22 protein-coding genes are annotated in these 25108 nt (G+C 37.8%); 8 read left to right on the top strand and 14 right to left on the bottom strand.

Going from position 1 to position 25108, the window contains the following annotated elements; genetic code table 11:
- Positions 1-9: 9 nt before the first annotated feature.
- From FJA49_RS00975 to FJA49_RS00965, 3 genes are all read left to right on the top strand, one after another.
- Positions 10-627: a thioredoxin family protein gene (locus tag FJA49_RS00975; protein WP_139997913.1), complete on the top strand. Its 618-nt coding sequence runs from the start codon at positions 10-12 to the stop codon at positions 625-627.
- A 15-nt stretch (positions 628-642) separates the two neighbouring features.
- Positions 643-957 (top strand): rhodanese-like domain-containing protein, encoded by a 315-nt coding sequence (locus tag FJA49_RS00970; protein ID WP_139997995.1) that lies wholly within the window; start codon positions 643-645, stop codon positions 955-957.
- A 434-nt stretch (positions 958-1391) separates the two neighbouring features.
- Positions 1392-1775 carry a rhodanese-like domain-containing protein gene (locus FJA49_RS00965; protein WP_139997912.1) on the top strand — a complete coding sequence of 128 codons (384 nt, stop codon included), beginning with the start codon at positions 1392-1394 and terminating at the stop codon, positions 1773-1775.
- Here the strand turns inward: FJA49_RS00965 and FJA49_RS00960 are convergent, their stop codons facing one another.
- The 5 genes from FJA49_RS00960 to FJA49_RS00940 all read right to left on the bottom strand — a co-directional run bounded on the left by FJA49_RS00960 (position 1776) and on the right by FJA49_RS00940 (position 8004).
- Complete coding sequence (locus FJA49_RS00960) at positions 1776-2600, bottom strand: DUF4249 family protein (protein ID WP_139997911.1); 825 nt, start codon at positions 2598-2600, stop codon at positions 1776-1778.
- Positions 2601-2612: 12 nt separating this feature from the next.
- Positions 2613-5000 carry a TonB-dependent receptor gene (locus tag FJA49_RS00955; protein ID WP_139997910.1) on the bottom strand — a complete coding sequence of 796 codons (2388 nt, stop codon included), beginning with the start codon at positions 4998-5000 and terminating at the stop codon, positions 2613-2615.
- A gap of 147 nt (positions 5001-5147) precedes the next feature.
- Positions 5148-6935: an ATP-binding protein gene (locus tag FJA49_RS00950; protein ID WP_139997908.1), complete on the bottom strand. Its 1788-nt coding sequence runs from the start codon at positions 6933-6935 to the stop codon at positions 5148-5150.
- Positions 6936-6952: 17 nt separating this feature from the next.
- Complete coding sequence (locus FJA49_RS00945) at positions 6953-7405, bottom strand: response regulator (RefSeq protein WP_233590046.1); 453 nt, start codon at positions 7403-7405, stop codon at positions 6953-6955.
- A gap of 41 nt (positions 7406-7446) precedes the next feature.
- A complete protein-coding gene (locus FJA49_RS00940; protein WP_139997906.1) occupies positions 7447-8004 on the bottom strand; it encodes a helix-turn-helix domain-containing protein in 558 nt (185 codons plus the stop codon).
- Between the two features lie 441 nt (positions 8005-8445).
- Between FJA49_RS00940 and FJA49_RS00935 the strand changes: the two genes are divergently transcribed.
- Positions 8446-8754, top strand: coding sequence for a hypothetical protein (locus FJA49_RS00935; protein WP_139997904.1), 309 nt, complete (start codon positions 8446-8448; stop codon positions 8752-8754).
- Between the two features lie 82 nt (positions 8755-8836).
- Here the strand turns inward: FJA49_RS00935 and FJA49_RS00930 are convergent, their stop codons facing one another.
- The 6 genes from FJA49_RS00930 to FJA49_RS00905 all read right to left on the bottom strand — a co-directional run bounded on the left by FJA49_RS00930 (position 8837) and on the right by FJA49_RS00905 (position 19959).
- The gene (locus tag FJA49_RS00930; RefSeq protein WP_139997902.1) at positions 8837-9088 is read right to left on the bottom strand and encodes a hypothetical protein; all 252 of its coding nucleotides are present in this window, start codon (positions 9086-9088) and stop codon (positions 8837-8839) included.
- A gap of 371 nt (positions 9089-9459) precedes the next feature.
- Entirely contained in the window at positions 9460-9639 is a 180-nt protein-coding gene (locus FJA49_RS00925; protein ID WP_139997900.1) for a hypothetical protein, read from the bottom strand.
- A 27-nt stretch (positions 9640-9666) separates the two neighbouring features.
- Positions 9667-9870 (bottom strand): hypothetical protein, encoded by a 204-nt coding sequence (locus FJA49_RS00920; protein ID WP_139997898.1) that lies wholly within the window; start codon positions 9868-9870, stop codon positions 9667-9669.
- Positions 9871-10024: 154 nt separating this feature from the next.
- Positions 10025-11959: an OmpA family protein gene (locus FJA49_RS00915; protein WP_139997896.1), complete on the bottom strand. Its 1935-nt coding sequence runs from the start codon at positions 11957-11959 to the stop codon at positions 10025-10027.
- 11 nt (positions 11960-11970) lie between these two features.
- Positions 11971-12897: a PorP/SprF family type IX secretion system membrane protein gene (locus FJA49_RS00910; RefSeq protein WP_139997894.1), complete on the bottom strand. Its 927-nt coding sequence runs from the start codon at positions 12895-12897 to the stop codon at positions 11971-11973.
- Between the two features lie 36 nt (positions 12898-12933).
- Positions 12934-19959 carry an Ig-like domain-containing protein gene (locus FJA49_RS00905; RefSeq protein ID WP_139997892.1) on the bottom strand — a complete coding sequence of 2342 codons (7026 nt, stop codon included), beginning with the start codon at positions 19957-19959 and terminating at the stop codon, positions 12934-12936.
- Positions 19960-20313: 354 nt separating this feature from the next.
- Between FJA49_RS00905 and FJA49_RS00900 the strand changes: the two genes are divergently transcribed.
- From FJA49_RS00900 to FJA49_RS00885, 4 genes are all read left to right on the top strand, one after another.
- Positions 20314-21075: a LexA family transcriptional regulator gene (locus tag FJA49_RS00900; protein ID WP_158629428.1), complete on the top strand. Its 762-nt coding sequence runs from the start codon at positions 20314-20316 to the stop codon at positions 21073-21075.
- A 187-nt stretch (positions 21076-21262) separates the two neighbouring features.
- Positions 21263-21697 carry a hypothetical protein gene (locus FJA49_RS00895; RefSeq protein WP_158629427.1) on the top strand — a complete coding sequence of 145 codons (435 nt, stop codon included), beginning with the start codon at positions 21263-21265 and terminating at the stop codon, positions 21695-21697.
- Positions 21698-21819: 122 nt separating this feature from the next.
- Positions 21820-22263 (top strand): response regulator, encoded by a 444-nt coding sequence (locus FJA49_RS00890; RefSeq protein ID WP_233590045.1) that lies wholly within the window; start codon positions 21820-21822, stop codon positions 22261-22263.
- Positions 22264-22379: 116 nt separating this feature from the next.
- Complete coding sequence (locus FJA49_RS00885; RefSeq protein WP_139997886.1) at positions 22380-22889, top strand: hypothetical protein; 510 nt, start codon at positions 22380-22382, stop codon at positions 22887-22889.
- Between the two features lie 16 nt (positions 22890-22905).
- On the opposite strand, the gene FJA49_RS00880 is transcribed toward FJA49_RS00885, so the two are convergent.
- The 3 genes from FJA49_RS00880 to FJA49_RS00870 all read right to left on the bottom strand — a co-directional run bounded on the left by FJA49_RS00880 (position 22906) and on the right by FJA49_RS00870 (position 25105).
- Entirely contained in the window at positions 22906-23817 is a 912-nt protein-coding gene (locus tag FJA49_RS00880) for a phytanoyl-CoA dioxygenase family protein (RefSeq protein ID WP_139997884.1), read from the bottom strand.
- Between the two features lie 302 nt (positions 23818-24119).
- Entirely contained in the window at positions 24120-24479 is a 360-nt protein-coding gene (locus FJA49_RS00875) for a cupin domain-containing protein (RefSeq protein ID WP_139997882.1), read from the bottom strand.
- The gene (locus tag FJA49_RS00870) at positions 24479-25105 is read right to left on the bottom strand and encodes an alpha/beta hydrolase (RefSeq protein WP_139997880.1); all 627 of its coding nucleotides are present in this window, start codon (positions 25103-25105) and stop codon (positions 24479-24481) included. The genes FJA49_RS00875 and FJA49_RS00870 overlap by 1 nt, the downstream gene beginning before the upstream one ends.
- Between the last annotated feature and the right edge of the window lie 3 nt (positions 25106-25108).

Genomic DNA, 25108 nt, shown 5'->3' with positions numbered 1-25108 from the left:
AATCATACCATGAAAACAATTAAAATTTTTGCTTTTGTTTTGCTTGCCGGCCTGGCGAGTGCTTTTACGTATAAAAATATGGATGCTGCCGCTGGTTATAAAGTAGGGGATATCGCAACAGATTTTAGCTTAAAGAATATCGATAACAAAAAAGTGGCTCTTAAGGATTTCAAAGATGCTAAGGGTTATATCGTAATTTTTACCTGCAATCACTGTCCGTATGCCCAGGCTTATGAAGACAGGATTATAGCTTTGGATAAAAAGTATAAAAAACAAGGTTATCCGGTAATTGCAATCAATCCGAATAATCCGGAAAAACAAAAAGATGATAGTTTTGACCTGATGAAAGTTCGTGCTAAGGAAAAAGGGTTTACATTCCCGTATTTGCTAGATGAAGGACAAAAAATCTATCCTCAATATGGTGCTACAAAAACACCTCACGTTTATATCCTACAGAAAACCTCAAAAGGAAACCAGGTTAAATATATAGGTGCGATTGATGACAATTATGATGATGCGAAAGCAGTAAAACAAAAATATGTAGAAAATGCAGTAGATGCTCTTTTGAAAAACAAGGAAGTTGTCGTAAAAGAGACTAAGGCTATTGGATGTTCTATTAAAGCATAACTTTTTAATACAATGATGAATATAACACAAGAACAATGGTGGTCACAAGCGCAAGAAGATGAAAATGCTGTAATACTTGACGTAAGGACCGAAGACGAATGCAACAGAGGAATGATTCCGGGAGCCAAAAATATAGATATCTATAAAGGACAGGGATTTATTTATGAAGTGGAGGAATTGGACAAAACCAAAAATTATTATGTCTATTGCCAGGCAGGAATGCGAAGTGCGAAAGCCTGTAGCGTGATGGAGCAATTAGGGTTTACCACGACTTATAACCTCGTTGGCGGAATGTCTGAATGGGATGGTCCCGTTGTTTTACCAGAATAAAAAAAGGAGCAATTGCTCCTTTTTTTATGAACTTTCGGGATTTAAGATTTTAGATTTTAGCCACGGATTAAAATGATTACACAGATTTTAAGTCTATTAATCTTAGTGCCTCAGAACCTTAGCGCCTTGGATTTATGATTTGAGATTTTTGATTTTACACAGATTATAATAATTCATAGATTTAAGAAACCTTTAAACTTAGTATCTCAGCACCTTAGTGCCTCAGAACCTTAGCGCCTTAGCGCCTTAGATTTATGATTTAAGATTTTTGATTTTAGTTAGAGATTAGAATAGTTGAATATATTTAGAAAGAAGCCTTTAAACTTAGTATCTCAGAACCTTAGCGCCTTAGTACCTTAGCACCTCATAACCTTCACCTTTTTTGTGCAAAATCTCCAATAATAAATTACTTTTATGTCCTAAAAAATTAAAACATGAAAACTTTATATTCTTTATTATTTGTCCTGATTAGTATTGTTTCCTGCCAATCGCAGAATAAATCTCCTGAATTGATTGCTTCTGATGCTTTTTCCAAAAGAATTGAATCAGGAAATGTACAATTGGTAGATGTCAGGACTCCAAAAGAGTACAAGGAAGGTCACTTAAAAGGCGCTAAAAACGTTCACCTTTATGACCAGGATTTTACAGACCGAATCAATAAATTAGATAAAACCAAACCTATTTATGTGTACTGCAAAGCAGGCGGAAGAAGCGCTGAAGCAGTTGAAATTATGCAAGCTCAAGGTTTTAAGAATATCATAGAGCTCAAAGGCGGAACCGATTCCTGGACAGAAACCGGTTTACCTCTGGAGCAATAATTATTGTATCGTATAGATTAGTTCAGTTCTTTCTGCTACCCTGAAATACCCTAGCGCATAGTTGTTCCTGTCTGTTTGGTTGACAATATTTCCTCTTACGTTGGCAGGTGTTGTCTGGAAAGGGCCACCTCCGGCTCCTTCTGCCATACCAATCAGGATGTACATATAGTTATAGTAGCGTTCTGAAATTCCTAAAAGAGAAATCTTAAGCTGGTCTCCTGGTTTAAAATCTTCGTGCGTAAAAAGTCCGAACATTTCATTACCCTGGAAGAACTTATCGTCCATAACATCATAATCCGGATAAGGAAGGTGAGGTGTTTCAAACTTGCTCAGGTAGAAGTTGTTTTCCTGGCCGTTGTCATTATAATAAAACTTGACTTCGGTTTCATCATTTGAAAACCCGCCTTCATCATTCTGTTCTGTTCTTGTGATGACAGGCACGGACGCCATTTTTTCAGTGGCCGTATACGTTTGCCCGTTGTACACTACAGTCAATACGTAGGTTTCGCCTATTACAGGTTGGAAATCGGAACAAATATATTCACCTGTACCCGGGGTTTCTATAAAAGTAAAAGTAGTGTTGCTCGTGTTAGTTACAAAGACCGTAGCGTCAGAAACCACTGGGATTACGCTTTGGAAATAACCGGTAGTTGTAGTCAGTTTTATTTTTTGGGTCGCACCATCGGTTCCTTTGAGCCAGTCTATAGAGGCATCAATAACAAGTCTAGGCGGTGCCGTTTTAAGATCCACATCAACTACTTCTTCACAGCTACTAAAGCTGAGAATTGATAGGAAAAGAAGGGCTATATATTTTATATTTTTCATGATAGTATCGGATTAGAATTTGAAATTATAAGTAACGCTTGGAATAAAACCAAAGATAGATAGCCTTACAGCTTCGTTTCTTCCGGTATCTTCATTTTGTCTAAACGTCATAGATGCAGAGTTCATGCGGTTGTATAGGTTGTAGATACTGAAAACCCATTCTCCCTGCCATCCTTTTTTCTTGTCTGGTTTTGGGATATACGTAGCTGAAACGTCTAAGTGATGGTATGCTGGAAGCCTGTCTCCGTTTCTTGTACCATACGTAGGAACGATTACTCCGCCATATTCATATTGTCCGTTTGGATACGTAACTGGTTGTCCGGATTGCAAAGCAAAAGTACTTCCAAACGACCATTTTTCGTTTAATTGATACGATGCCGTAACAGCTAAGTTATGCGTCTTGTCATAACCGGTGCTATACCAATTTCCGTTATTGATTCCAATTTCTCCTGCTGTTCTTCCAGGTGTCTGTTGTTCAGAACGGGAAAGCGTATACGAAATCCATCCGTTCAGTTTACCTGAATTTTTTCGCAATAAGACTTCCAATCCGTAGGCTCTTGACCTACCGTTTAAGATAACCTGTTCGATTGCATCGTTAGCGATAAGGTCTGCTCCATCAATATAATCGATTCTATTTTTGACTTTCTTATAATAGATTTCTGTTTCCAGAGTATAGTCGTCGTTGTGGAAATTCCTGAAATACCCTAAAGCAACCTGATCTAAAAGCTGTGGTTTGATAAAATTATCACTCGGTGCCCATACATCTAATGGAGTAGGTGATGAGGTGTTAGAAATCAAGTGAATGTATTGGCTCATACGGTTATAACTTGCTTTAATCGATTGGTTGTCATCTAATTGGTAGGATATGGCAAATCGAGGTTCAAGATTGTTGAATGATGCGATTGTTTTGCCACTTCCAAAATGTTCTGTTCCAATAGGTTTTCCTTTTTCATAGATTTGTTGTTCCGGATTAAAAGTAACAGCTTCGTTATTGGCATAAATGTTCATGTCTTGTTGTCCCATTCTGTAAAACATGCTGTAACGGAAACCGTAATTTATGCTAATCTTGTCTGTTAATTCCTGTTCTGCATCAACATATAATGCCGGTTCCAGTGCATATTTTTTGTCCAATTGCTCATGATTGATTCCGGAAGAAGACCCTGTAGGCGATACAGTTCCTGGATTAAAGTCATAGTACACGGTATTCAAACCATACGTCATTTTGAAACGCTCGCTTATGTAGTGCTTGAAATCGTATTTGATATTGTAATTTTTAATGCCTGAATCCCAATTCAGTCCTGCAACGTCTAACTTAAGGCCATAGTAATAATCGCTGTAAATCATCGACAGGTTGGAGAAAAGTTTTTCAGAATAAAGGTGGTTCCATCTCAGGTTAATAAAGGTATTTCCATAAACATTGTTGAATTGATTACCAATATCAAAAACGTCTCTACCAAAATAACCAGATAGGAACAAGTTGTTATTTTCATTAAGCTTATAGCTCAGTTTTGTGTTCAGGTCATAAAAATAGGCGCTGTTCTTGTTGTCCGTTAGTTTTAGGAATAGGTGGGCATACGAACTTCTTCCCGCTACAAGGAAAGAGCTTTTTCCTTTTTCGATAGGTCCTTCAGCCAAAATTCTGCTCGAAATCACGCCAATACCTCCATTCATGTGAAATTCGTTACTGTTTCCTTCTTTTTGGTAAATGTCCAAAACAGATGAAACACGGCCTCCAAAACGGGCAGGAATACCTCCTTTGTAAAGTTTAAGGTCTTTGATTGCATCTGAGTTGAAAACAGAAAAGAAGCCAAATAGGTGGGAGGAGTTGTAAAGCAGTGCTTCATCCAAAAGGATAAGGTTTTGATCCGCAGCACCACCTCGCACATTGAAGCCTGAAGCTCCTTCGCCGGCATTCGTAACACCCGGAAGTTGGAGAATGGATTTTAAGATATCCGTTTCTCCCATAACTGCCGGCATTTTTTTGATTTCCTGAATGGTAAGCTTGTTAACGCTCATTTCAGGCTTTTTGATGTTGGCAATGTTTTTTCTTTCTGTAATTACGATTTCTTCGAGATTCTGGGCAGCACTTTCAAGACTGACATTTTTTCGAAGATTCTGTTGCAATGAAATTTTTTCCTCGGCTGTTTGGAATCCCATATAGCTGACTTGCAGCGTATAATCTCCTTTTGGGACGGATAATGAAAAGAAGCCGTATTCGTTTGTAGTAGTACCTGATTGGAGCTCAGGAATGTAAATGCTAACTCCGATAAGAGTCTCATTGTTTTGCGAATTGACAATAGTACCACTTAAGGTGACTTTGTCTTGGGCCTTTGCCCAGCTTCCGATGAGGAAGAGCAGAATTAATAAAGGAACGTGTGTTTTTTGATTTTTTTGATTCATGATTTATTTGTTTTGTTCTTGTGAGAAAATTCACTTTCGTAAAACGCTTATGTTTAAGAAATATTTTACAAAAACATAATTTAACGTTTTACAAACGTAGGACGACAAATAAACCGGATTGTTACATTTTTTAACTTTAAGAGATGGTTATGTTACTTTAGGCAAGTAGATTGTGAAAGTAGCTCCTGTATCTGGTTCTCCTTCTGCCTTGATAAACCCATTGTGGTTTTCAGTAATTTTTTTGCAGATGGCAAGCCCAATTCCTGTACCATTATAATCGATATCGGTTTCCAGACGCTTGAACAGCATAAAGATTTTTTCTGAAAATTCCTGCCTGAAACCAATACCATTATCGGTTATGGTTATTTTGTGGTATTTTTTGTCAATGATTTCAATGTCGTTGATTGTTTCGCCTGTTTTGATTTTTTCTGTTTTGATCTTGATAACGGGCGGGATGTCCTTTTTGCTGTATTTCAGTGAGTTTGATATGAGGTTGACGAAAAGCTGGTGAATCTGGAATGGAATGGCATTTATTCTTGGCAGATTGCCTATTTCAACAGTGGCATTTTTCTCTTCAATGTTGACGGCAAGTTCAAGAAGTACATCTTGGAGGAGCTTATTAAGGCTGGTTTTGACAAAAACCTTATCATTTTTTATGGTTTTAGAATAATCCACCAAATCCATCATTAGGTTCTGCATCCTGTTTGCAGAGTTTTTAATTTTTGTAAAATAGTCTTTGCCCTTTTCTGAAATTGTTTCGGATTCTGATTCTTCTATCCTCGAAATAAACATCTGTATTTTTCGCAAAGGTTCCTGAAGATCATGGCTGACAATCTGGTTAAAAGACTCCAATTCGGCATTTATGGCAATGAGCGATTTGTTTTTTTCTTCCAGAGCCAGCTTGCTGTTATATTCTTCTGTGATATCGTTGCTAACGCCAATCTTGACGAGTTCTCCTTTACTATTATATGTGAAATCGCCTGTTGAATTGATGTATCGTATTTCTCCATCCTTACGTATGATTCTGTAAATCATTGATGTTGGCGTATGGTTTTGTATGGATTCCTCATGCTGTTTCATTGTTTCTTCTATATCATCCGGATGAATATAAGGAATTACATTTTCGACTTTTGAGTCAAAGGCATTGGGTTTCAGTCCTAATATCCTGTAAAAATTGTCGGAATAAAAGAATTTTCCAGTTCTCATGTTGATCTTCCAGTGGCTTATTCCCGCTACTTTTTCGGCATTATCAGCTATCTGGTTGACAAATTTGAGTTCTTCATTCAACTTTCGTACTTTTTCGAAATCGATATTGATTTTGTTCAAAGAGAAAAGCAAGATGACCAGCGTCAGTATGGTGAGTGAAAAAGCTGTAATAGTTGACGTTTCAATATCATAACGGTGGTTGATATTGTGTATTTTGAGTTTAGTAACTTCTTGTTCGATGAGCTCATATACTTTTTTCTGGAGCTCTTTTGTTTGTTTATCGCCTTCTGATAATTTAGAATTTAAGAGTTCTGTATCGACGGGTTGTGCATTTGAAATTGCCAGAGTTTCATCAAAAAGAGCCAGTCTTTTTTGTAGGATATCGTCAATATAGTCTATGTTTTTCAAATCTTGTTTACTCGAAAAATTGTCTTTTAGTAACGACAGACTTTTGAAGATTTTTCTTTTTGTGATGAGGTTATTATCATAAAATGCGGAATCTTTGGTAATGATATAGCTCCGCATTTCATTTTCTCTTTGGATAACTTCAGAAATAATTTTTTCGAGCTCAAACTGTTTTTTGTTAGAGGTCGAGATAAGGCTTACAGATTGGTTCAGGCTTTTCATTTGGACATGAAAGACTATGGCAACACTTATAACCAAAATAAATGACACCCCTTGAGCTGTTCTATAAAGAAGGGTAGGGGTTAATAATTCTTTTAGTTTCATATCCTTTGTTTTTCGCTTTAGATGCTGAAAAAGAAAGTGTCTTTGTTTAATCCGGAAGTATGGAATTGCCAATTGATATTGACAACTTCCCTTAGCACTTTTTTCAGGTTTGCAAAGTCGTTAGGCTTTTTAATGTAAATATTGGCACCGCCAACAAATGTCTCCTCTATATCTTTATCTGAAGACGAAGTCGAATAAATTGCAATTGACATGTCTTTAAACTTAGGATTTTGGCGTATTTCCGTAAGACATTCATTTCCACTTTTACTAGGCATGTTTAAGTCCAGAAACAGAATATGCGGCAATACTATATCTGGTCTTTCAAGATAATCCATTAATTCTCTTCCGTTCTTAAAGACTGTAAGGTTATTATTGATTTTTAACTCTTTAATAGCATCGTTAAAAAAGTTACGATCGTCTTCATCATCATCTGCAAGCATAATGTTTATGGTAGACTGGTCTTTAATCATAGTTTAGGGGTTTTTGATATCTCAAATATAGGTTTTAATTGTTACTCTTTGTTCATACTACGTCTTTTATCTACGATCCTTTTAAACATGGAAGGGGTGAGACCTGTAGTTTTTTTGAATTGCCCGGAAAGGTGTGCCACGCTACTGTAGTTCAGTTTATAAGATACTTCTGTTAGCGTTAGTCCGTCTTCTATAATCAGTTTTTTAGCTCTTTCTATTTTCTGCATAATGATATAGTTCTCAATAGAAGTATAGGTATGTTCTGAAAATATATTTGAGATATAACCGTAACTCAGATTAAGCTTGTCCGAAAGATAGGAGGAAATGGTAGATGTTGGCAGTTTGTCTTTTTCATATACCATTTCTATTATGGTATCTTTTATTTTTTGGATAAGCTGACTTTTTTGATTGTCGAGCAGTTCGATACCGTATTTTTTTAAGGCTTCTCTTAACTCATTATACGTTTCTTCAGGGATTGATTCCTTGAATTCTATTTCTCCAAGGTCGAGAAGCTGGTATTGGATGCCAAATTTTTCCAGCTGTTCCTGCAAGATTATCCGGCAGGCCTGATTGATGTCATATTTGATGTAGAGTTTCATGTGGGAGGAGTTAGGACACTAAATTTATTAAAAAATGTTATAACTCTTATGGCTTTCTATCGAGTATTTTGAAGAATATTTAATCGTTTTTGGTTTTAGGCTATATTTCAGCAACTTGCATCCACAAAAAAAGGAGTACCTTTTTCAAAATACTCCAATTTTATTGGCTGAATTAGTATAGCAATTTTCCCCCTTGTTAATTTAACTCAGTTTTGTTCCCTTATTTCAAATGTATAATTTTTTAATAGGTGAAAAATTATACTATTCATGTTTTTATTTATACGATTTCAATTTACGGTATTGAAATATAGTGATTTACGCAATCACCGTATTGTATAAGTATTTCTTAAAATTATGTAAAAATTTTTGTTAAAGAATGCTTAAATTTGGGTATAAAGATTTCATTTTCAGAGTAAAAAGTCCAACTAAAAAAGCAAAATCATGAAAGTAGTATCCTTATTCTTATCGATTTTTGTTTTTGGAATTGCGGCTTATTTTTTTGTCACCGATTTTAGAAACTCTTTAGAGCTGAACTATATCATATATATGCTATTGTTGCTAATCCTGATGTCTATTTGTGTCGTGGGAGTTATGATAAACATACCATTGCTTATTCGAGGAAAGCGCAAGATGAATATTTTTATATACACTAGCTTTTCTAAAAAATATGTGGCTAATTCAAGGCGTATCCGATTGAAAAGGCACAATCATTTTAAAGAGGAACCCAACTACCACCAGGATACTATTTAGCATTACTGAACTATGTTAAATTGAAAAACGGCTTATAACCATAGCATAAGCCGTTTTACTTTTTATGTAAGAGTCTTGCCTGCTACAGAACTGCGTTCTTAAGCTTTGAAGCTTCATAGTGTTTTTTGTTTACGGTTTTTTCTTCTCCTTTTGGAAGATTACTTAATGATTCCCGCTCTCTTTTTCGATATCCTTTGTGAAACATTTTGTCTTCTATATCAGATGCTCTTTCGCACATCGAATCCCAGGCTCCGGTTTTTTTCAGGATTAATCTGGCGACGGCTACAGCGGCAACTCCGGCTGCGATTCCTAGTAATACATTTTTGGTTTTCATAGTGTAGAAGTTTACAGGTTATTTTTATTGTAGTATCCAAAGCTCCAAATTGAGCTTGTTATGAGATTTATGTCTATTAAATTTACAAACTTTAAAATCGGAACAGTACTAATGATTTTATAAAATTTGTGAAAAGAAATACAATTTTAATAGCACCGATTTCTCTACCATTTGCTGGAATATAATGTATATGCTTGTAGTAACACTTTGATGGGGTCTTTTAACTGTCAGCCTTTTTTATTGAAAAGAAATCGTTATTGGTTGGAAAAATAAAATCCCTGCTATATAAGATACTAGCAGGGATTTTAGAAATAAATAATCCCCAAAATTAAATAATTGAGTTATCTCAATTACCTAGTATGTTTAAAATGTCAGAGATCATCATCTTCAGGATAACCTTCCAGTGCATTTTCATACGGGGCCGATGTGCATACCATAGGTGGCCTGACAAACTCCAAAAGCCAATCCGGCAGTTTAGATTTCAGGTTAATGGAGCTATTTTCAGACCCAAAATTTAGATGGTGGTTGTCCTTGTTTTGATTCTCTTCCATAGTTGTTTTTTTTGATCCTTTTTTTGACTATTTAGGCATAGGCGTTTTTGTTGTATCAGTAGGAACAGTTGCAGTATCTGGTGTTGCTGGCGCAGTTGGTTCCACTACAGTTGTGGTATCTGGCATGTCAACATCTACATTGTTTTCTGTGTTTTTTTCCTTGCACGAAGTCATAATACCTAACAATACAACTGATGCTACTAAAAATAATTTGTTCGCTAAACTTTTCATAATCCGATTTTTAAAGTTACTGTATCTCAAATTTCTTTCTTTTAGAGAGAAAATCCCTTACACAATTAACAGAAAAAGTTATATGATGTGTTTAAAATGAGAAAGGACTGCTTTTTACGGCAGTCCTAACGCAATCAAGATTCCCCAAAAAAATCTACTTTTCAATAACGATAAAGTCGGAGCGCCTGTTGGCCAGGTGTTCGGCCTCGGTGCATTTCACACCGTTTTTACATTTATTTGTCAATCGGGTTTCACCATATCCGATGGCACTTATGATTCGTGTCGGATCGATTCCTTTTGACAGGATATAGGTTTGCGTTGATTTTGCTCGGGCATCTGAAAGTTTCAAGTTGTAGGCATCTTTCCCTCTAGAGTCCGTATGCGATTCAATCTTGATTTTGATGTTTGGAAATTTAGACATAGCAAAGACAACTTTGTCTAACTCTATAGCAGCTTGCGGGGTTATATCCGATTTGTCATAGTCAAAAAAGATAGGGTTGATGTCGATTTTTTCCTTGTCTCCATCAATGATAACCAGATCTTCGTATTTGGTCAATTCAAAATTCACATCTTTAATTTCGGCACCATTGACTTTTTTGCTTTCAATTTCCTTTTCTTCCGTGCTATGTCCGGTTTTGGTTGCTGAAACTTTGACTTTCATGTTGCAAGGAACTGTTATTTTGTAAATTCCATCTGCGCCTGAAGTTGTTTCTGCAATTTTATCACCAAACATATTCGAAACTTTTATGTTAGCATCACCAATAGGCAGTTTGCTTTTTGAATTGGTCACTTTTCCTGAAATCAGCTGATTGCATGGAGCTTTTTCTTTTGTGAAATAGTAAATGTCATCGTCACCTTTTCCTTGAGACCGGTTAGAAGAAAAATAACCATAGGTGTCTTTAGGATCTACGATATAGGCAAAATCATCATTGTTGCTGTTGATTGGTGCGCCTAAATTTTTAGGTTCTGAAAAAGTCTGGTCTTCTTTGAATCTACTTTCATAAATGTCCAATCCGCCCCAACCGAAATGGCCGTCTGAAGCAAAGTACAACATTCCATTTGAAAAAGAAGGAAACATATCATTGCCCGCAGTGTTTATATCTGGTCCCAGATTTTTTGGCGGACCAATAGTTCCATCACTAGCAACTTGGCAAACATACAGGTCTGACCCGCCATATCCTCCCGGCATGTCAGAAGCAAAGAAAAGCCATTTTCCGTCTTCGCTCAAGGCAGGATGTCCAACCGAATATTTTTTGCTGTTGAAGAAAATATCTTGCGGAGAATTCAATTTGCCATCGGCAATAGTTCCCCTGACGATTTTAAAGTTGTTAGTGCCTTCTTCGTCATTGACAAGCTTCTTTTTTCTGACAATATTCGTTGAATAATATACCGTTTTAAGGTCTGGAGTAAAAGCTATCGTAGCCTCATGGTATTTTGTCATTGCATTAGGCAAGAAAACCGTTTCATTGAACAGACTTCCGGTAGCCGTATTTCTTTCCGCTACATAAAGATTCAAAAAAGGCTGCTTGTTCCAGTTGTACAGCTTGTCCTTGAATTTTGTGGTATCTCTACTAGAAGAAAAGACAACCTTATCTCCGTAAAAAGCAGTACCGAAATCAGATTTATCGGTATTGATTTCTAAATTTCGGATCGTATACAAAGGTTTTTCCTTTGATAAACTGTCCATCTGCTTTTTTAATCGGTTATAGGCTGCAATTCTTTTTTGGTCGCCTTTGCCGGCAAGATATTCTTTGGTTACCTTATCTGCTTTTTCATAATCCAGAACACCCTTTAAAGATTCGACATATCGTAAAAGATATTCGTCAGGCATGCTGGTGCCTTGAATGTCATATAGCTTTTGGTACCATTTTAAAGCATTTCGCTTATCGTCAATATAATAAAAGGAATCACCTGCATTTTTAAGTGCCTGTGTTGAAGGCGACTTTTCTTTGTCAAGATATTCTTCATAAGCTTTTGAAGCATCTACATAAGAAAATTCCTTGAAAAGCTTATTGGCCTTTTTTAATTTGCTTTGTCCGTTTACCGAAGCGATGCTTAGGCACAGGAGTAGTAGGAATATATTTTTCATGAGCTTATTTTTTAGAAGAATCGTTGTGATTTGATTTGACTTGTTTTTCTAGACAATTGGTAGCGTAAGATAATTTCATGGGAACCGTCATTATATTTGTTAAGATCGGTTGTAGTGTAATCATAGGAATACCCCACAAAAAAGTCTTTTGAAATCTGGAATCCAAGCAATGCGCTGACTGAATCATCCCAGCGGTATCCGGCACCTATGGTGAATTTTTCCTGAATCAGGAAATTGGCCGAAAAGTCTACCGAAATAGGCGATCCGCTGACACCTTTTGCCAAAACAGCGGGCTTGAATTTAAAATTGTCTGAAAAATTGAACACATAACCTCCTATCAAATAGTAATGAAGCCTTTCGATTTGTATGGATTCCTGTATATCATCATAGTAATCGCCTTTGATAAAGCTTGGAACCGAAGCCCCAACATACCAGTTGTCTGAATACAGATAAGCTCCTGCACCGAGTGATGGCGTAATCTTATTATTGATATTACTGTTTAATAATGGATCAGAACCATCATAAAACCTTCCTTTGGACCAATCTACGTTTAGTACTCTTGCACCCGCTTTTATTCCTAAAGCCAGTTTGGTATTATAGCTAAACATTAGCGTATAAGAAAAATTTCCGTCAAGATAGATTTCGTTTGAAGGTCCAAGATTATCATTCACCGCCGTGAATCCTAAGCCAATTTTGTCGTTTGTCAACGGACTGTGGAGCGTGAATGCCTGTGTAGATGGAGCACCGTCTATTCCAACCCATTGCGAGCGATGCAACAGGACCGCCTCAAGCGTTCCTGTTGATCCCGCATAACCAGGGTTTATTGTCAGTGGATTATACATATACTGCGTATATCCCGGATCTTGTTGTGCATTTGTTTTTATCGAAATCAGGATAAAAAGAAACGCTAAGCTGATTTTGTATATAGTGATTTTCATACTCTTGCTGTTTTAAATTGAAATTATCCTTTGGAATTAGCGGATCAGATAGATCCATCCGCTTTTTGTTCCAGTACCATCGCCTAAATCAAGAATGTAATAATACGTTCCTGTCGGAAGTTTTTTGTCTTCGTTGATAGGAGAGTTGACATTCGCAGTTCCGTCCCATGTATTATGGTAGGCTCTGGTCTTATAGACTTCAACACCGTAGCGATTATGAATCTGCAACGTGTTGTTTGGATAATTCTCAATACAGTCAATTCGGAATAAGTCGTTATCGCCGTCATTATTCGGACTGAACTCATTGTATACAATCAAGCAAATAGGTTCGAGAGAGATAGACGCTATGTTATTTTCTACATTCGAATCTATTGGAATAGATGAGGTTATTGCTACCGTATTTACATAACTTCCGGTAGAAAGTACCTTAACTGTAATCTGAAGCGTTGCTGTTTGTCCGGAAGCCAGTGTAGGGATAGTCCAAAGACCAGACGAGTTGGAAAAAGTTCCGGTCGAAGCATTAGAACTCACATACTGGAAGCCGCTCTGAATAGGCTCGCTGATTACGAGGTCTGTAAAGTTACTTTGCCCGTTATTGTTTATGGTTATCGTGAATATGATGTTTTCATCTATACTAGGCTTGAGATTGCTGGCAGTCTTGCTGATCGTAATATCAGAGCAGACATTGATAGCAATATCTCTAGTAGCAAAATTATCGCTTGAACAGCCAATAGTGTTTGTAAACATAACACTTACGTTTCCTGTTCCTACAGTATTCCAGGTTACAGTGGCAAAGTTGTCTGATGCTTGTCCGCCGCCTGTAATTGTTCCGCCAACTACATCCCAGATATAGTCTGTCATTCCGGATGCAGTAGTATAGGTCACTGTTTCAGAAGAACAAGCCTCGTTGCCTCCTCCGGTAATTACAGCCAAACCATCTGTCAGGAATCGTACTGTAATAGCCAGTCTTGTTGCGCTTTGGCAAGTACCGTCGCTTAAAGCAACATAGTAGATTCCTGCTACTAAAGGAGTGGTTGTTGCCAGAGGCGTTCCTCCTGTAGGGGCATTGTAAAACACTACATTGGTTTCATTAACCTGAAGGTTTGCAATTGTTGGGCCATCCGCCTGACAGAAATCCTGAATCGGATTACCGGTTGTAGGTGTGTTAGGGTTGTTTATTGTAACCGTAATGGCAAGTCTGTTGATGCTTTCGCAGACACCATCAGTAGTAGAGGCATAATAAATACCATTTGTCAATGCAGTAGTTGGAGCTAAAGGAGTGCCTCCGTTTGGAGCATTGTAGAAAATGATATTTGCACCATTTACTTGGATATTGCTAACTGTTGGGTTGCTTGATAAACAGAAACTTTGAGAAGCATTATTGGTTGTTGGAGTAGAAGGATTACCTATTGTTACGGTAATAGCCAGTCTTGCTTCGCTTTCACAAATTCCGTTGAATAGGGAAGCATAATAAACTCCTGCAGTCAATACGCTTGTAGTCGCAATGATATTGCCGCCTGTTGGAGCATCAAAAAATACAACTCCCGGTTCGTTAACCTGTATGTTGGCAACTGTTGGATTGCTTGACAGACAGAAGTTCTGAGTGGTGCTAGTTGTTGTTGGTATTCCCACCACTGTTATGCTTACCGTAATTTGCAGACGATTGACACTTTCACAGCCTGTTCCATCTCGCAAGCTAACATAATAGGTTCCATTAGTCAAAGCCTCAGTTAGAGCTAGTGGCGTTCCGCCTGTAGGCAAGTTATAGAATACCACATTTGGTTCATTTACCTGAAGATTGGCAATTGTTGGGTTTTGTGCACTACAAAATTCTTGTGTATCATCATTTGTAGTTGGCGTGGCAGGATTACTAATAGTTACTGTAATTGCAAGCCTGAAAGCACTTTCACAATCGCCTACTTGAAGTGCAGCATAATAGATTCCTGCAACCAACGGTGTTGTTGGCGCTAGAAGGTTGCCTCCAGTTAATGCATCATAAAATACAACATTGGTTTCATTAACATCAAGATCAGCCACAGTTGGGTTGTTTGCCTGACAGAAGTTCTGTGTTGCAAATTTGGTTATAGGAGTATTCGGATTGGCAACTGTAACCGTAATCGCCAGTCGTGTTTCGCTATGGCAAACGCCGTTCACCAATGAAGCATAGTAAATTCCGCTTGTCAATGGAGCTGTAGAAGCATATTGACTTCCGCCGGTAGGAGCGTTGTAGAAAATTACGTTTGGTTCATTGACCTGTATACTGGCAACTGTCGGATTGTCTTCCAAACAGAAGTCTTGCGTAGTATCGTTTGTTGTTGGCGTACCTACAACGGTAATGTTTACTGTAATAGCAAGACGCATCACGCTTTCGCAACCGGTTGGATCAACCAGGCTCGCATAATAGGTTCCGTTCGTCAAAGCTTCGGTTGGAGCTAAAGGCGTACCACCATTTGGTAAACTGTAGAATACCACATTGGTTTGATTCACATCCAAATCAGCTACTGTTGGATTGTCGCCCTGACAGAAGTTCTGTGTTGTTGCAGCTGTTGTAGGTGTTCCCGGATCAGTAATCGTTACTGTGATTGGTAATCTTTCTAGACTTTCGCAAGTTCCGTCTAAGATGGAAGCGTAATAAATTCCTGCAGTCAAAGGAGTAGTAGGAGCCAATAGGTTTCCGTTTACTTCTGCATCATAGAAGACAACATTTGGTTCGTTGACCTGTATGGAAGCTACAGTTGGATTGTCAAGCTGACAGAAATTTTGGATAGGATTGGCCGTTGTTGGTGTAGGTGGATTTCCTATTGTCACCGTAATAGCCAGTCTGGTATCGCTTTCACAACTTCCGTCAATCTGTGCAACATAGTAAATTCCGGCAACCAAAGGAGTTGTCAAAGAAAGCGGAACGCCTCCTAATGGCTGATTGTAAAATACGATGTTAGCTTCATTGACCTGTAAATTGGCAACAGTTGGATTGTTAGTGCTACAGAAATTTTGTGTAGCATTATTTGTTGTAGGTGCAGGAGGATTTCCAACAGTAACTGTAACCGCTTTTAGATTACCTGCCGTATTTAAGCAGGTAGTGTTGCTGGTAACCGCAATATAATAGGTATAAGGGCTACCGGCTGTAACAAGTCCGGTTATGGAAAGTGTTCCGTTGGTTCCAAGCGCATAGGTAATACCGCCAACCGTACTATTAGTAATAGGCTGGGTCGTATCGTTTGTAAAATAATAGGTAAACTGCGGACTGGCCAAAGTGCTTGTAGGCGCTAAGGTAACAGTACTGTTAAGACAAACCGTCTTGTTGTCTATCGTTACATCTCCGGCAGTTGAAGGAGGCAGGATTGTAAATGTAACCTGCGTTCTGTCTGCCATTGCAGTCTGACAATATTCATCTGAGCTAACTCCTACAAAGTAAGTATATGTTCCCGGAGTAAGTCCTGTTAGAGCAAGACTGGAATCTGTTTCTGACGGAATCAAAGTTTGCGTTGTACCATTTAATTGATACCAATAAAAAACAGGATTAGTGAGTGTCATGGTCGAATTCAAAACAGCGTCAAGAACTACGTTTCCTGTAGCAGTACAAAACGAAGTCGTGTTTCCTCCGTTAATCTGAACAGAAGCAATCGCATCTGTAGGAGCTGTTTGCGTTACCAAAACGCTGACTTTTCCGCGAGCCATGAATTGACATCCAAATCGAACCGGCTGTACATAATAAACGTGTGTCCCGGCCGATAAGTTATTTGGGAGCGTAAAGGAATTTCCGGTAGAAACAACATTTCCGCCAACTCTCGCATCATACCATATAAAGGATGTACAGGCTATCGAATCTGCTTCTAACCTAATGGTTTCTCCCTGACAGGCTTCAACGGCATTATTTTCATCGCCGCCCAGTACTTTAGTATTGGCAACCCTTTCGATGTTGTGGATTCGCAATTGGTCTAATACATTGGCTACACCACCAAAACGGATTCTGATTCTGTCAAATGAATGCTGAGGAACAACCGTAAGGATTGCGCCTTGATCACCTGGAAGCAACTGCAGATTAAGCAGTACGCTTGCATTGCCAATAGCTGGGCCAGCCAAAGCTTCGTTTAAGACAGGCTGGATAGTAATTCCTGCAAGAAGATTTAAGTTCAATAAAGAACCTGGTCTTGAGATTCTTATTTTTAAAGTATCACCTACTACTGAAGGTGTGCGGAATACCGTTGTTAGTTCTGCCGCAGCCAAAATTCCTACACTGCTAAGCATAGTGGCAAACGAAGTCTCGCTATTGTCAATCGCATTACGAGGAGTGGTTACGCCAACTAAAGAAGTGGCAGCTCCAATTCCCAAATCAATTGCTCCATAGAGTACGTCTTCGACGTCGCCGGTTTGGCAGGCTACCTGAGTGACTGGAGTTTTGTAATAGGCTTCGTAAATTTTTGCGCTTTGAGCTACACTAAGCAATGAAGTGATTTCAATTCTAACACCGTCGTAAGCTTGTGGGCCAGCATTATTTGCCGGAACGAAAGTATATTCAAAGTTGTTTTGACCAGACAATAGGTTTAATAACGATCCGGAAACAGACTGGAGCGTTCCAACATCTACTGGTACTCCTGAGCCGTTTCTTTTTGTTCCTACAACTGAAAAACCACCTGCAAGCGTAACGCCGCTATATTCAGAACCTAATTTTATGGTTACGGGAGTTCCGGCAGAAATGGTTTCGCTCCATTCTAAAATTTGAGAAGTTGTACCAATACCTAATAATCCGATTCCGGTTGTGATAGTAGAGAAAGTCTGGACATTTCCGTCAACGGCACTTCCTTCATTAATTACGCCTCCTGTTAGTATCGTATTCCAACGTTGGGAGTTAGCATATTTTCTTTCTGATAAAGGAGGGCATTCGTTTGGATCTAATACTGTTATGGTAACAGAACCGCTTATGGAGCAGATTCCGTCAGATGCAATAGCAGTAAAAGTATAGTATCCTGCTGTAGCAAATGGGCCTGCAACATTAGACGGAAGTGCTGTTCCGTTAGGAGCATACCATGTAATGGCTCCGGTGGAAACTGCATCTAAAGTAACCGTGCTTCCTATTTGAGTAACCAGAGCCGTATTGGTGATGGACAGGTTTGGCTGTGCATTTACCGTTACAACAACCGGAAGTATATCAGAAGAACAGCTTGCATTGGCGCCCTGTGCTTGTATATAATACGTACCGCTTGTGGTTATGTTTGATGCTGCTTCTGCCGTAATAGGAGCATTAGAAGCATTAAAGAATAAATAGGTAGTGGTAGGGTTGAGGTTTATAATTGCATCGGCAAGATTAACAGAACCACATCCGGATATAGCTGGCTGTATCTGTAAATTAAGTATGGAAGATACATTTACAGTTACTTCTTTCAGGTTGTTGACCGTGTTTTCGCAAAGTCCGCCTGCAGTCAGAGATATAAAATAGGAGTAAGGCGAATTGGCTTCACTTAATCCGGTTATAGTTAGCGCTCCCGTGGCAGGGTTTTTCACATAGGTCACTCCCGCATGTCCGGCAAATCCAGTGGTGATTTCCTGAGTCTTGTTCTGGTCTGTGTAATATCGGATCAAGGCACCGCCTATTGTGGTAGTTGGCGTAAGGACTATGTTACCTTGACAGGCAACAAGCGAACTTTGGATGTTGATATCTGCAGCAGTAGGCAAGTTGATTACCTTAACAGGAACAGCTACTCTTCGGGATTCTTCTGTACATCCAATCTTTGCAGCTGCCACATAAAATATAGTGTCTGCGCTTAATTGTGTTGTCACGAATGGAGCTCCTGATGCAACAGTTCCTAAAATAGGGCCGCCTGTAGCAGTGTTATACCATCTGATTTCATTTCCATCTGCGGTTGTCGCAATTAGCGAAGCGGTACTTCCGGAACATACTATAGCATTTAAAGTAGCTGGATCAGTGATAGTAGGCATTTTAGGAACGCGGACAATATCATAAAGATCGAGGCGCTGTGTTAACTGCAAATTGAGCAAGGAAGAGTAACGGATTGTAATTCTATCGGCTGGTGCATTTGGGGCAAAAGGGATAGTAGCGACTTGGTTTCCTTGTAGTAAAGTCAGTAGGTCTAAATTCAATAAAGAACTTAAAGACCTTGAATCTACAATTGCAGGGCCGTTATACGCAATAATCTGGATATTGTTCGCGACACCTAAAGCTAATAAGGACGGATCGACTTTTAATCGGACATCGAATTCGTCAGTTGTTCGTGATAAGCCGTCAAAATAAACGGTTTGCTCTATAGATGCTGCTACACCTAAGATACCCAAACTCAATCGGGAAAAACTGTTAGGGTCAGAATCTAATACATTTTTAGGATTGGTTACTCCGGCTCCACCAAGATTCAAAAGGTCGAGGCTAATGCCGCTACCACTATAAGAAGTGTAGGAAGCATAACCACAATCGTCTGGGTCTGAAATATAAAAAGCGTCAAAGACACCTAACTGTTTTGTGTTGAACAATCCTAGAAGACTTCCTATTCTGTTTCTCAAACGGATTCTGTTGTAGGATTGTGCAGGAGTTATAGCAACAAAATAATCGCCCGTTTCGTCAGTCACGATTCGGAGTCTTTCTGTTGCAAATTCGCCAATATCCTGGCTGTCACCTTGTAAGAGGACATCGTTTCCATTTTTGGCTTGAACTGTAAACTCTTGGTTTCCAATCAATACGGTTCCTAATACATTAGATAGCAGTCCTCCTAGGCTTCCTCCTAATAGGGATGGGAGGAGATTTTCATCGGTCTGAATTTTAATGTAAGAAGTCGTATTGGCTGGTAAAGGTGTAGCATATTCAAGTTCAATATAACCTGAATAAGCTCCAATACCTAATGCTAGTCCAGAACTTGCCCTTACATTAGCTTTTGTGGCAAGATTTCCGTCGACTGCATTGGCAGAAAGGTCGGTATTGCTTTCGCCCGAAATTACGGTAGCATAAACTCTAGTGGATTGCGCACTGAGAGGATTATGGTAAAAAAGCAATAAGATTAGGATTGGGGAGTATAAAAAATAATACGCCCTGTGAAAAGTAAAATTAATTTTCATAAGCAGTGCATTTAGTTAATAGATAGATTTGGGAACCTTTATTTTAACGGGAAATTAATAGTTTTTTTAGCCTTTTTCTTACATATGTATTGTAATTGGGTAATTATGAATAATTTATACTATGTTTTTAGTGGTATTTTTAGAAAAAGTATATATTTGTTTTCGAATTGTTATTAAATTAATAGTTCGCAAAAAACCCAAATTTCCAGAACCAGCCCTCATAGATTCATTCTGTGATATGACTTTATGCATGGTGTTTAAAAAATACCACGTACTTGTGAATATTTTTTAAAAAAATGCTTTATGAAATTGATGTGCAGACAATTTCTTAAAGTGGATTTTTTAACGGATTTCATGAATCTAATTTTATCCTTGGATAAAGTTACAATACATTTTGCGAATATCCAAGAAAATAAATCACAAAACGCCATTAGCGTTATTAGTAGATTGAAGAAAGCGCTGAAAATCAAGACAGATATCGAATTATCTGAGTTTTTGAACATTAAGCCAAATACCATTTCTACTTGGAAAAAAAGAGATAGTGTAGATTTTGATTCGATAATCACAATTTGCGAGCTTTATGAGCTTGACTTGAATGAGATATTCCTAAACAAGAAAAAAATAGGAGCTTATACCAATCATACACCCCTAATTTCACGAGAAGTACAGTTTCAATATGCCAAAGGAAATGACAACGTTTCTTTGCTTGATATTCTTCCGAAATACAGCTTTCCTTTTATAATAGCTGATGATTCCAGAGTATTTCAAGTGGTGAGTAATAATATGTTTCCTATAATAGATGAAAATTCATTTGTAGTTTGCGAAAAGATTGACATCGACCAAATCGAAAATGATTCTATTATTGTTTTTGTAAGTGGTGAAAAAGGATTGTTCATCAACCGTGTGGCAAAAAGTACTTACGACGATAGTGTTTTTGTACTGAGTAATGAAAATGATTTTTATAGCAGTACTAAATTGAATATTTCGGAAATTTCAGAAGCATGGGTTGTGCGAGGCATTTTGTCGTATGATATCAATAATGCGAATAAATTCAAATTCATAAACGAAAGTATCAAAAAGATAAACAAGTTTCTTGACAACGCAAAAGTCAAGTAATAGTGTTTCGTAAAGTAAAAAGGATTCTTCGCAATGGGAAAATCCTTTTTATTTTGCATTTTGAGAACTATCGCATCTTGTGCCGGAAATGATAGGTTTCTGTGTAATAAGATAACTCTATCTTATAATTATGTAACATTTTTAGGAATAGATATAAATAACTTTGTTTTCATAACCATTGGGAACTGTGAAATTAGTTTGTTTCTTATTGTTGCTTATTTGTTCCAAAGGTCTTTCACAGACTTTTGGAAAAACTCCTATTTCTATATATCCCGCCCCACTAAGCGAAAAGGATATGATATACTACAAATGGTATAACCATCCGGAAGAGGATAATATTTATATCATTAATTTCGAGAGAGATATTAATGGGTTTACTACAGCTTTTAAAGAAGTAAGGCGACTGTTGGCAGAGAATAATCTCAAATTTGAAGAAACAATCAGCAATTTGTCATCTTTCCATCCCAGCCTCGATTCGGAGCATAGCTATGAAGAACTGCATAGTTCCGTTAAAGACGAAGAATCAAAAATTTTTATGACCTGGAATTCAGGAAAAGACTTCCTTACCCTTTTTTTAAAACATGACATCTACATGTTAATCTTGGGTAATAAGGAAGAATGATCTGTATGACCGTTCTATTGATACATTTTTAAAGGCGATACAGAGCAGAACCAAAATTTTAGCCATGTATCAGGCCAAGCTATTGTTTTGACTAACCCAATACCTAAATATTTATCCGAATTATGGATTCATACATGTATGTTTTTCTTGTCGATGACGACCAGGATGATCGAGAATTATTTGAAGAAGTGATCAAAGGAATTGACAATTCTATTCATTTGCAGATGTTCAAGAATGCTTTAGAATTGATGGATTATCTCAATAGAGATGATATCACCTTACCGCAAATTATATTTCTGGATTTGAACATGCCGCTTGTTTCGGGAACAGAAAGCCTGAAGCAGATAAGATCCAATCCTCGATTTATGGATATATCAATAGCCATCTATTCGACTTCTTCTTTAGAAAAAGATATTGAAGAAACTTTTGTCAATGGTGCCAACATTTACATCACAAAGCCAAATGATTTTTCAATACTGAAAAAGACCATAAAAAATGTCCTTAACATCAACTGGCAGTACTTTGGATCGGGCATGGACAGGAAAAACTTTTTCTACAGTGTGTGATAAAAAGAAATTATTTTAGGGTCGTAAAAAAAGCGCTTTTTTGTTCAAAATAAGTTGCGAATGTGAAAAAGTGATGTTCTTTTTGCAATATCTTTGTACTATCCAACAGCAACGTTATGAAAATAATTCTGTCATCTGCCGTATTTTTTGTGTGCACCATCAGCATGGCGCAGGATGTGGTTTTTATCAGTTCTATTTCAAAAACTGATAAAGGGAATGCCCGACAGGCTTCTGATAAAATTGCTTCACTGACGACACTTTCGTATCGGTTTTATAAGATTATGGAGCAGGCATCTGACTCGACCTATACGATTATATATGCTCCGTCTTCTATTTCTGATGCCGATCTTGAAAGCAAGAGCGAGTGGGACGAATGCTTATATGTTGACTTTAAACTGGAACATAAAGAAGTTTCAAAGACTTTGAAATTTCAATCCATCAGAGGGAAATATCTGGATGTATTTCCGGCATGGAAAAAATATTTCAAACAGAAAGCTCATATCGAATACACTATCACAGACCCAACAAGCCGTGAAATAGTGGATTCAAATCATGGCTATCGCTTCATTCTTAAGGAAGGTGATAATGCCAAAATACCAAGATGGAGCATTATCAACAAATCATAATTTTTCTCGCAATCCTTTAAATCCATTCTGAAGCGGAACGGTAATCATCCGGAAAGTAGGTAAGATATTGTACCATTCTTGGGTTTTTGCCTTGATTGGCTGTGGCACAATGCGGTAATGTATTTTGCCAGATAATAAAATCACCGGCATTGCCTATAACCGGAATAGGAGATAGTGTGTTGAGTGCCTTTTCTCTTGGGTTTTCATCAGGCTGCAGTTTTTCCAACCAGGAATTGATTTTGTTGTGGAATCCCGAAACACAATGGAAGGCACCATCATTAGGGCCGCAGTCGGTTAGATAAAGCAGTCCCTGTAGTCCAAAAGGAATAGGTGTTTTCAGGCTTACATCCCAATGAAGCGGACTACCCATAAATTTAAAGTTTTCTGTTTCCGGAGGATTAAAACTGACCTTGTCAACAGTGTGGTAAATTTTATCGGTTTTATAAAGCTGTGTATAGGCCTTCCGAATTCGTTCAGAAAGCCTGTTTTTATTTAGGGTTTCGTGGTTTGAAAAACTAAGCATTAGCCCTTTTTGCTCTGCATGTCGGTTATACCAGGTTTCTTTTTTTTCAGGATACATCCCTAAGAAATTCCAGATGGCATTTTCAGTAGCTTTGCAATCTTCTTTTGAAATAGCTTCTTTGATGACAATATATCCGTTTTTGTCCCAAAATTCAAGGTCTTCTTTCGAAAGTACTTCTTCCTGTTCTGTCTGAACCAGCGTTGCTTTTTTATTAGCAATTACCCAGGATTTAAAGCCTTCAAAATCGGGTTTTTTAAAATAAAGAAATTGCAGGGCATCTTCCATACTAATACCCAATCGGTATAATATTTCAATTTCCTTGTCCCAGGAACTGGTGTCAGTATTTGTTCCGGTATTTGGTTCCGTTGTTCGTTTCCAAAGCTTTTCAAGATAAATCCAAGACATGGGTAAGAGATTTAGATGTTATCAAAAATAAAGAATAATCGCACACTTTGATGAAAAATAAAAATTTGAGGACTATTGGGAGTTTTTATTTTAGCCACAGATTAGAATAATTCACACAGATTTAAGAAGCGTATGCAAAATGAAAGAAGTGCTGTTCAATGATTTTTCTGTATGAACTTTGCGGCTCTGCATCTTTGCGTGAAATAATTGCTCGCAAAGACGCAGAGTCGCAAAGTTGCAAAGTATCAAAGTAAAAAGAGGATAGAATAAAAAACGCTTACCATTTCTGATAAGCGCTTTGTTTATTCTAATGTGATAAATACAGAAGATCGGGTTTGGGGCAAAATGTTTTTGGTTTTATGTCCTTTTCCCGAAACATCTTCAACCAGGAGTACTTCTCCGCTTTTAAAAAGACGCTTGTCGCCAAGAGAAGTTTCTATTTCGATACTACCGTCCAAAAGCACAATATACTGCCGTGCCGGAGCATTATGAAAATCATAATCATAACTTTCGGTTACTTTCCTGAAAGTGACAGTTCCTACTTTTTGAGCTTCTGATAAAAAACCAATCGTGCCGCTTTCGTGCAATGGTATCCATACATCTTCAAATTGGCTATCGCCATTTTTATCAGAAAAAATCCGGGTTATGCCAAATGGTTCCATTATCCGAAATGTTTGTCTAGCCATTCCGAAGCAATCTGTATGTCTTGCTGCGTGAGGTTATGGCTGGTGTTTAATTCAAAATGAGCCGTTTCAAAACCTGCTTTTTTCAATAGACCTATATAATTCTCCGTATCATTTGGATTAACCGTAGGATCGTTTTTTCCTGAAGTAAGGAGTACAGGCGTATTCTTTTGATTTGATAATGGCAGCTTGTCTTTAAAAGGCTGCATTGGTCGAAAAAGAATAGCACCATCCAGAAAATCAGGTTCTAAAAATAAAGAAGCTCCTGCAATATTGGCTCCATTGGAATAACCCAAAGCGATAATTTTGGATGCATCGAAATTCTCCTTTTTTGAGGTTTCCCGTAAAAACGAAATCATTTCGTGTGTTCTGAATTCGAGGTCTTTTTCATCAAAAATTCCCATACCCAGTCTTTTAAAAAAACGAGGCATTCCGTTTTCCAGAACATTGCCACGAACACTCAAGATGTTATAGTCTTTGCCCAGATTTTGAGCAATAGGCAAGAGGTCTCTTTCGTCTCCGCCTGTTCCGTGCAAGAGCAATAATGTTCTGGCGTTTTGGGTTTGTGACGGTATATAGATATAATGCAAAGGTTGAAAGTCCATAAT

The organism is Flavobacterium microcysteis, from assembly GCF_006385255.1.
Classification (GTDB): Bacteria; Bacteroidota; Bacteroidia; order Flavobacteriales; family Flavobacteriaceae; genus Flavobacterium; species Flavobacterium microcysteis.
This window is presented reverse-complemented; position numbering and strand designations above follow the sequence as displayed.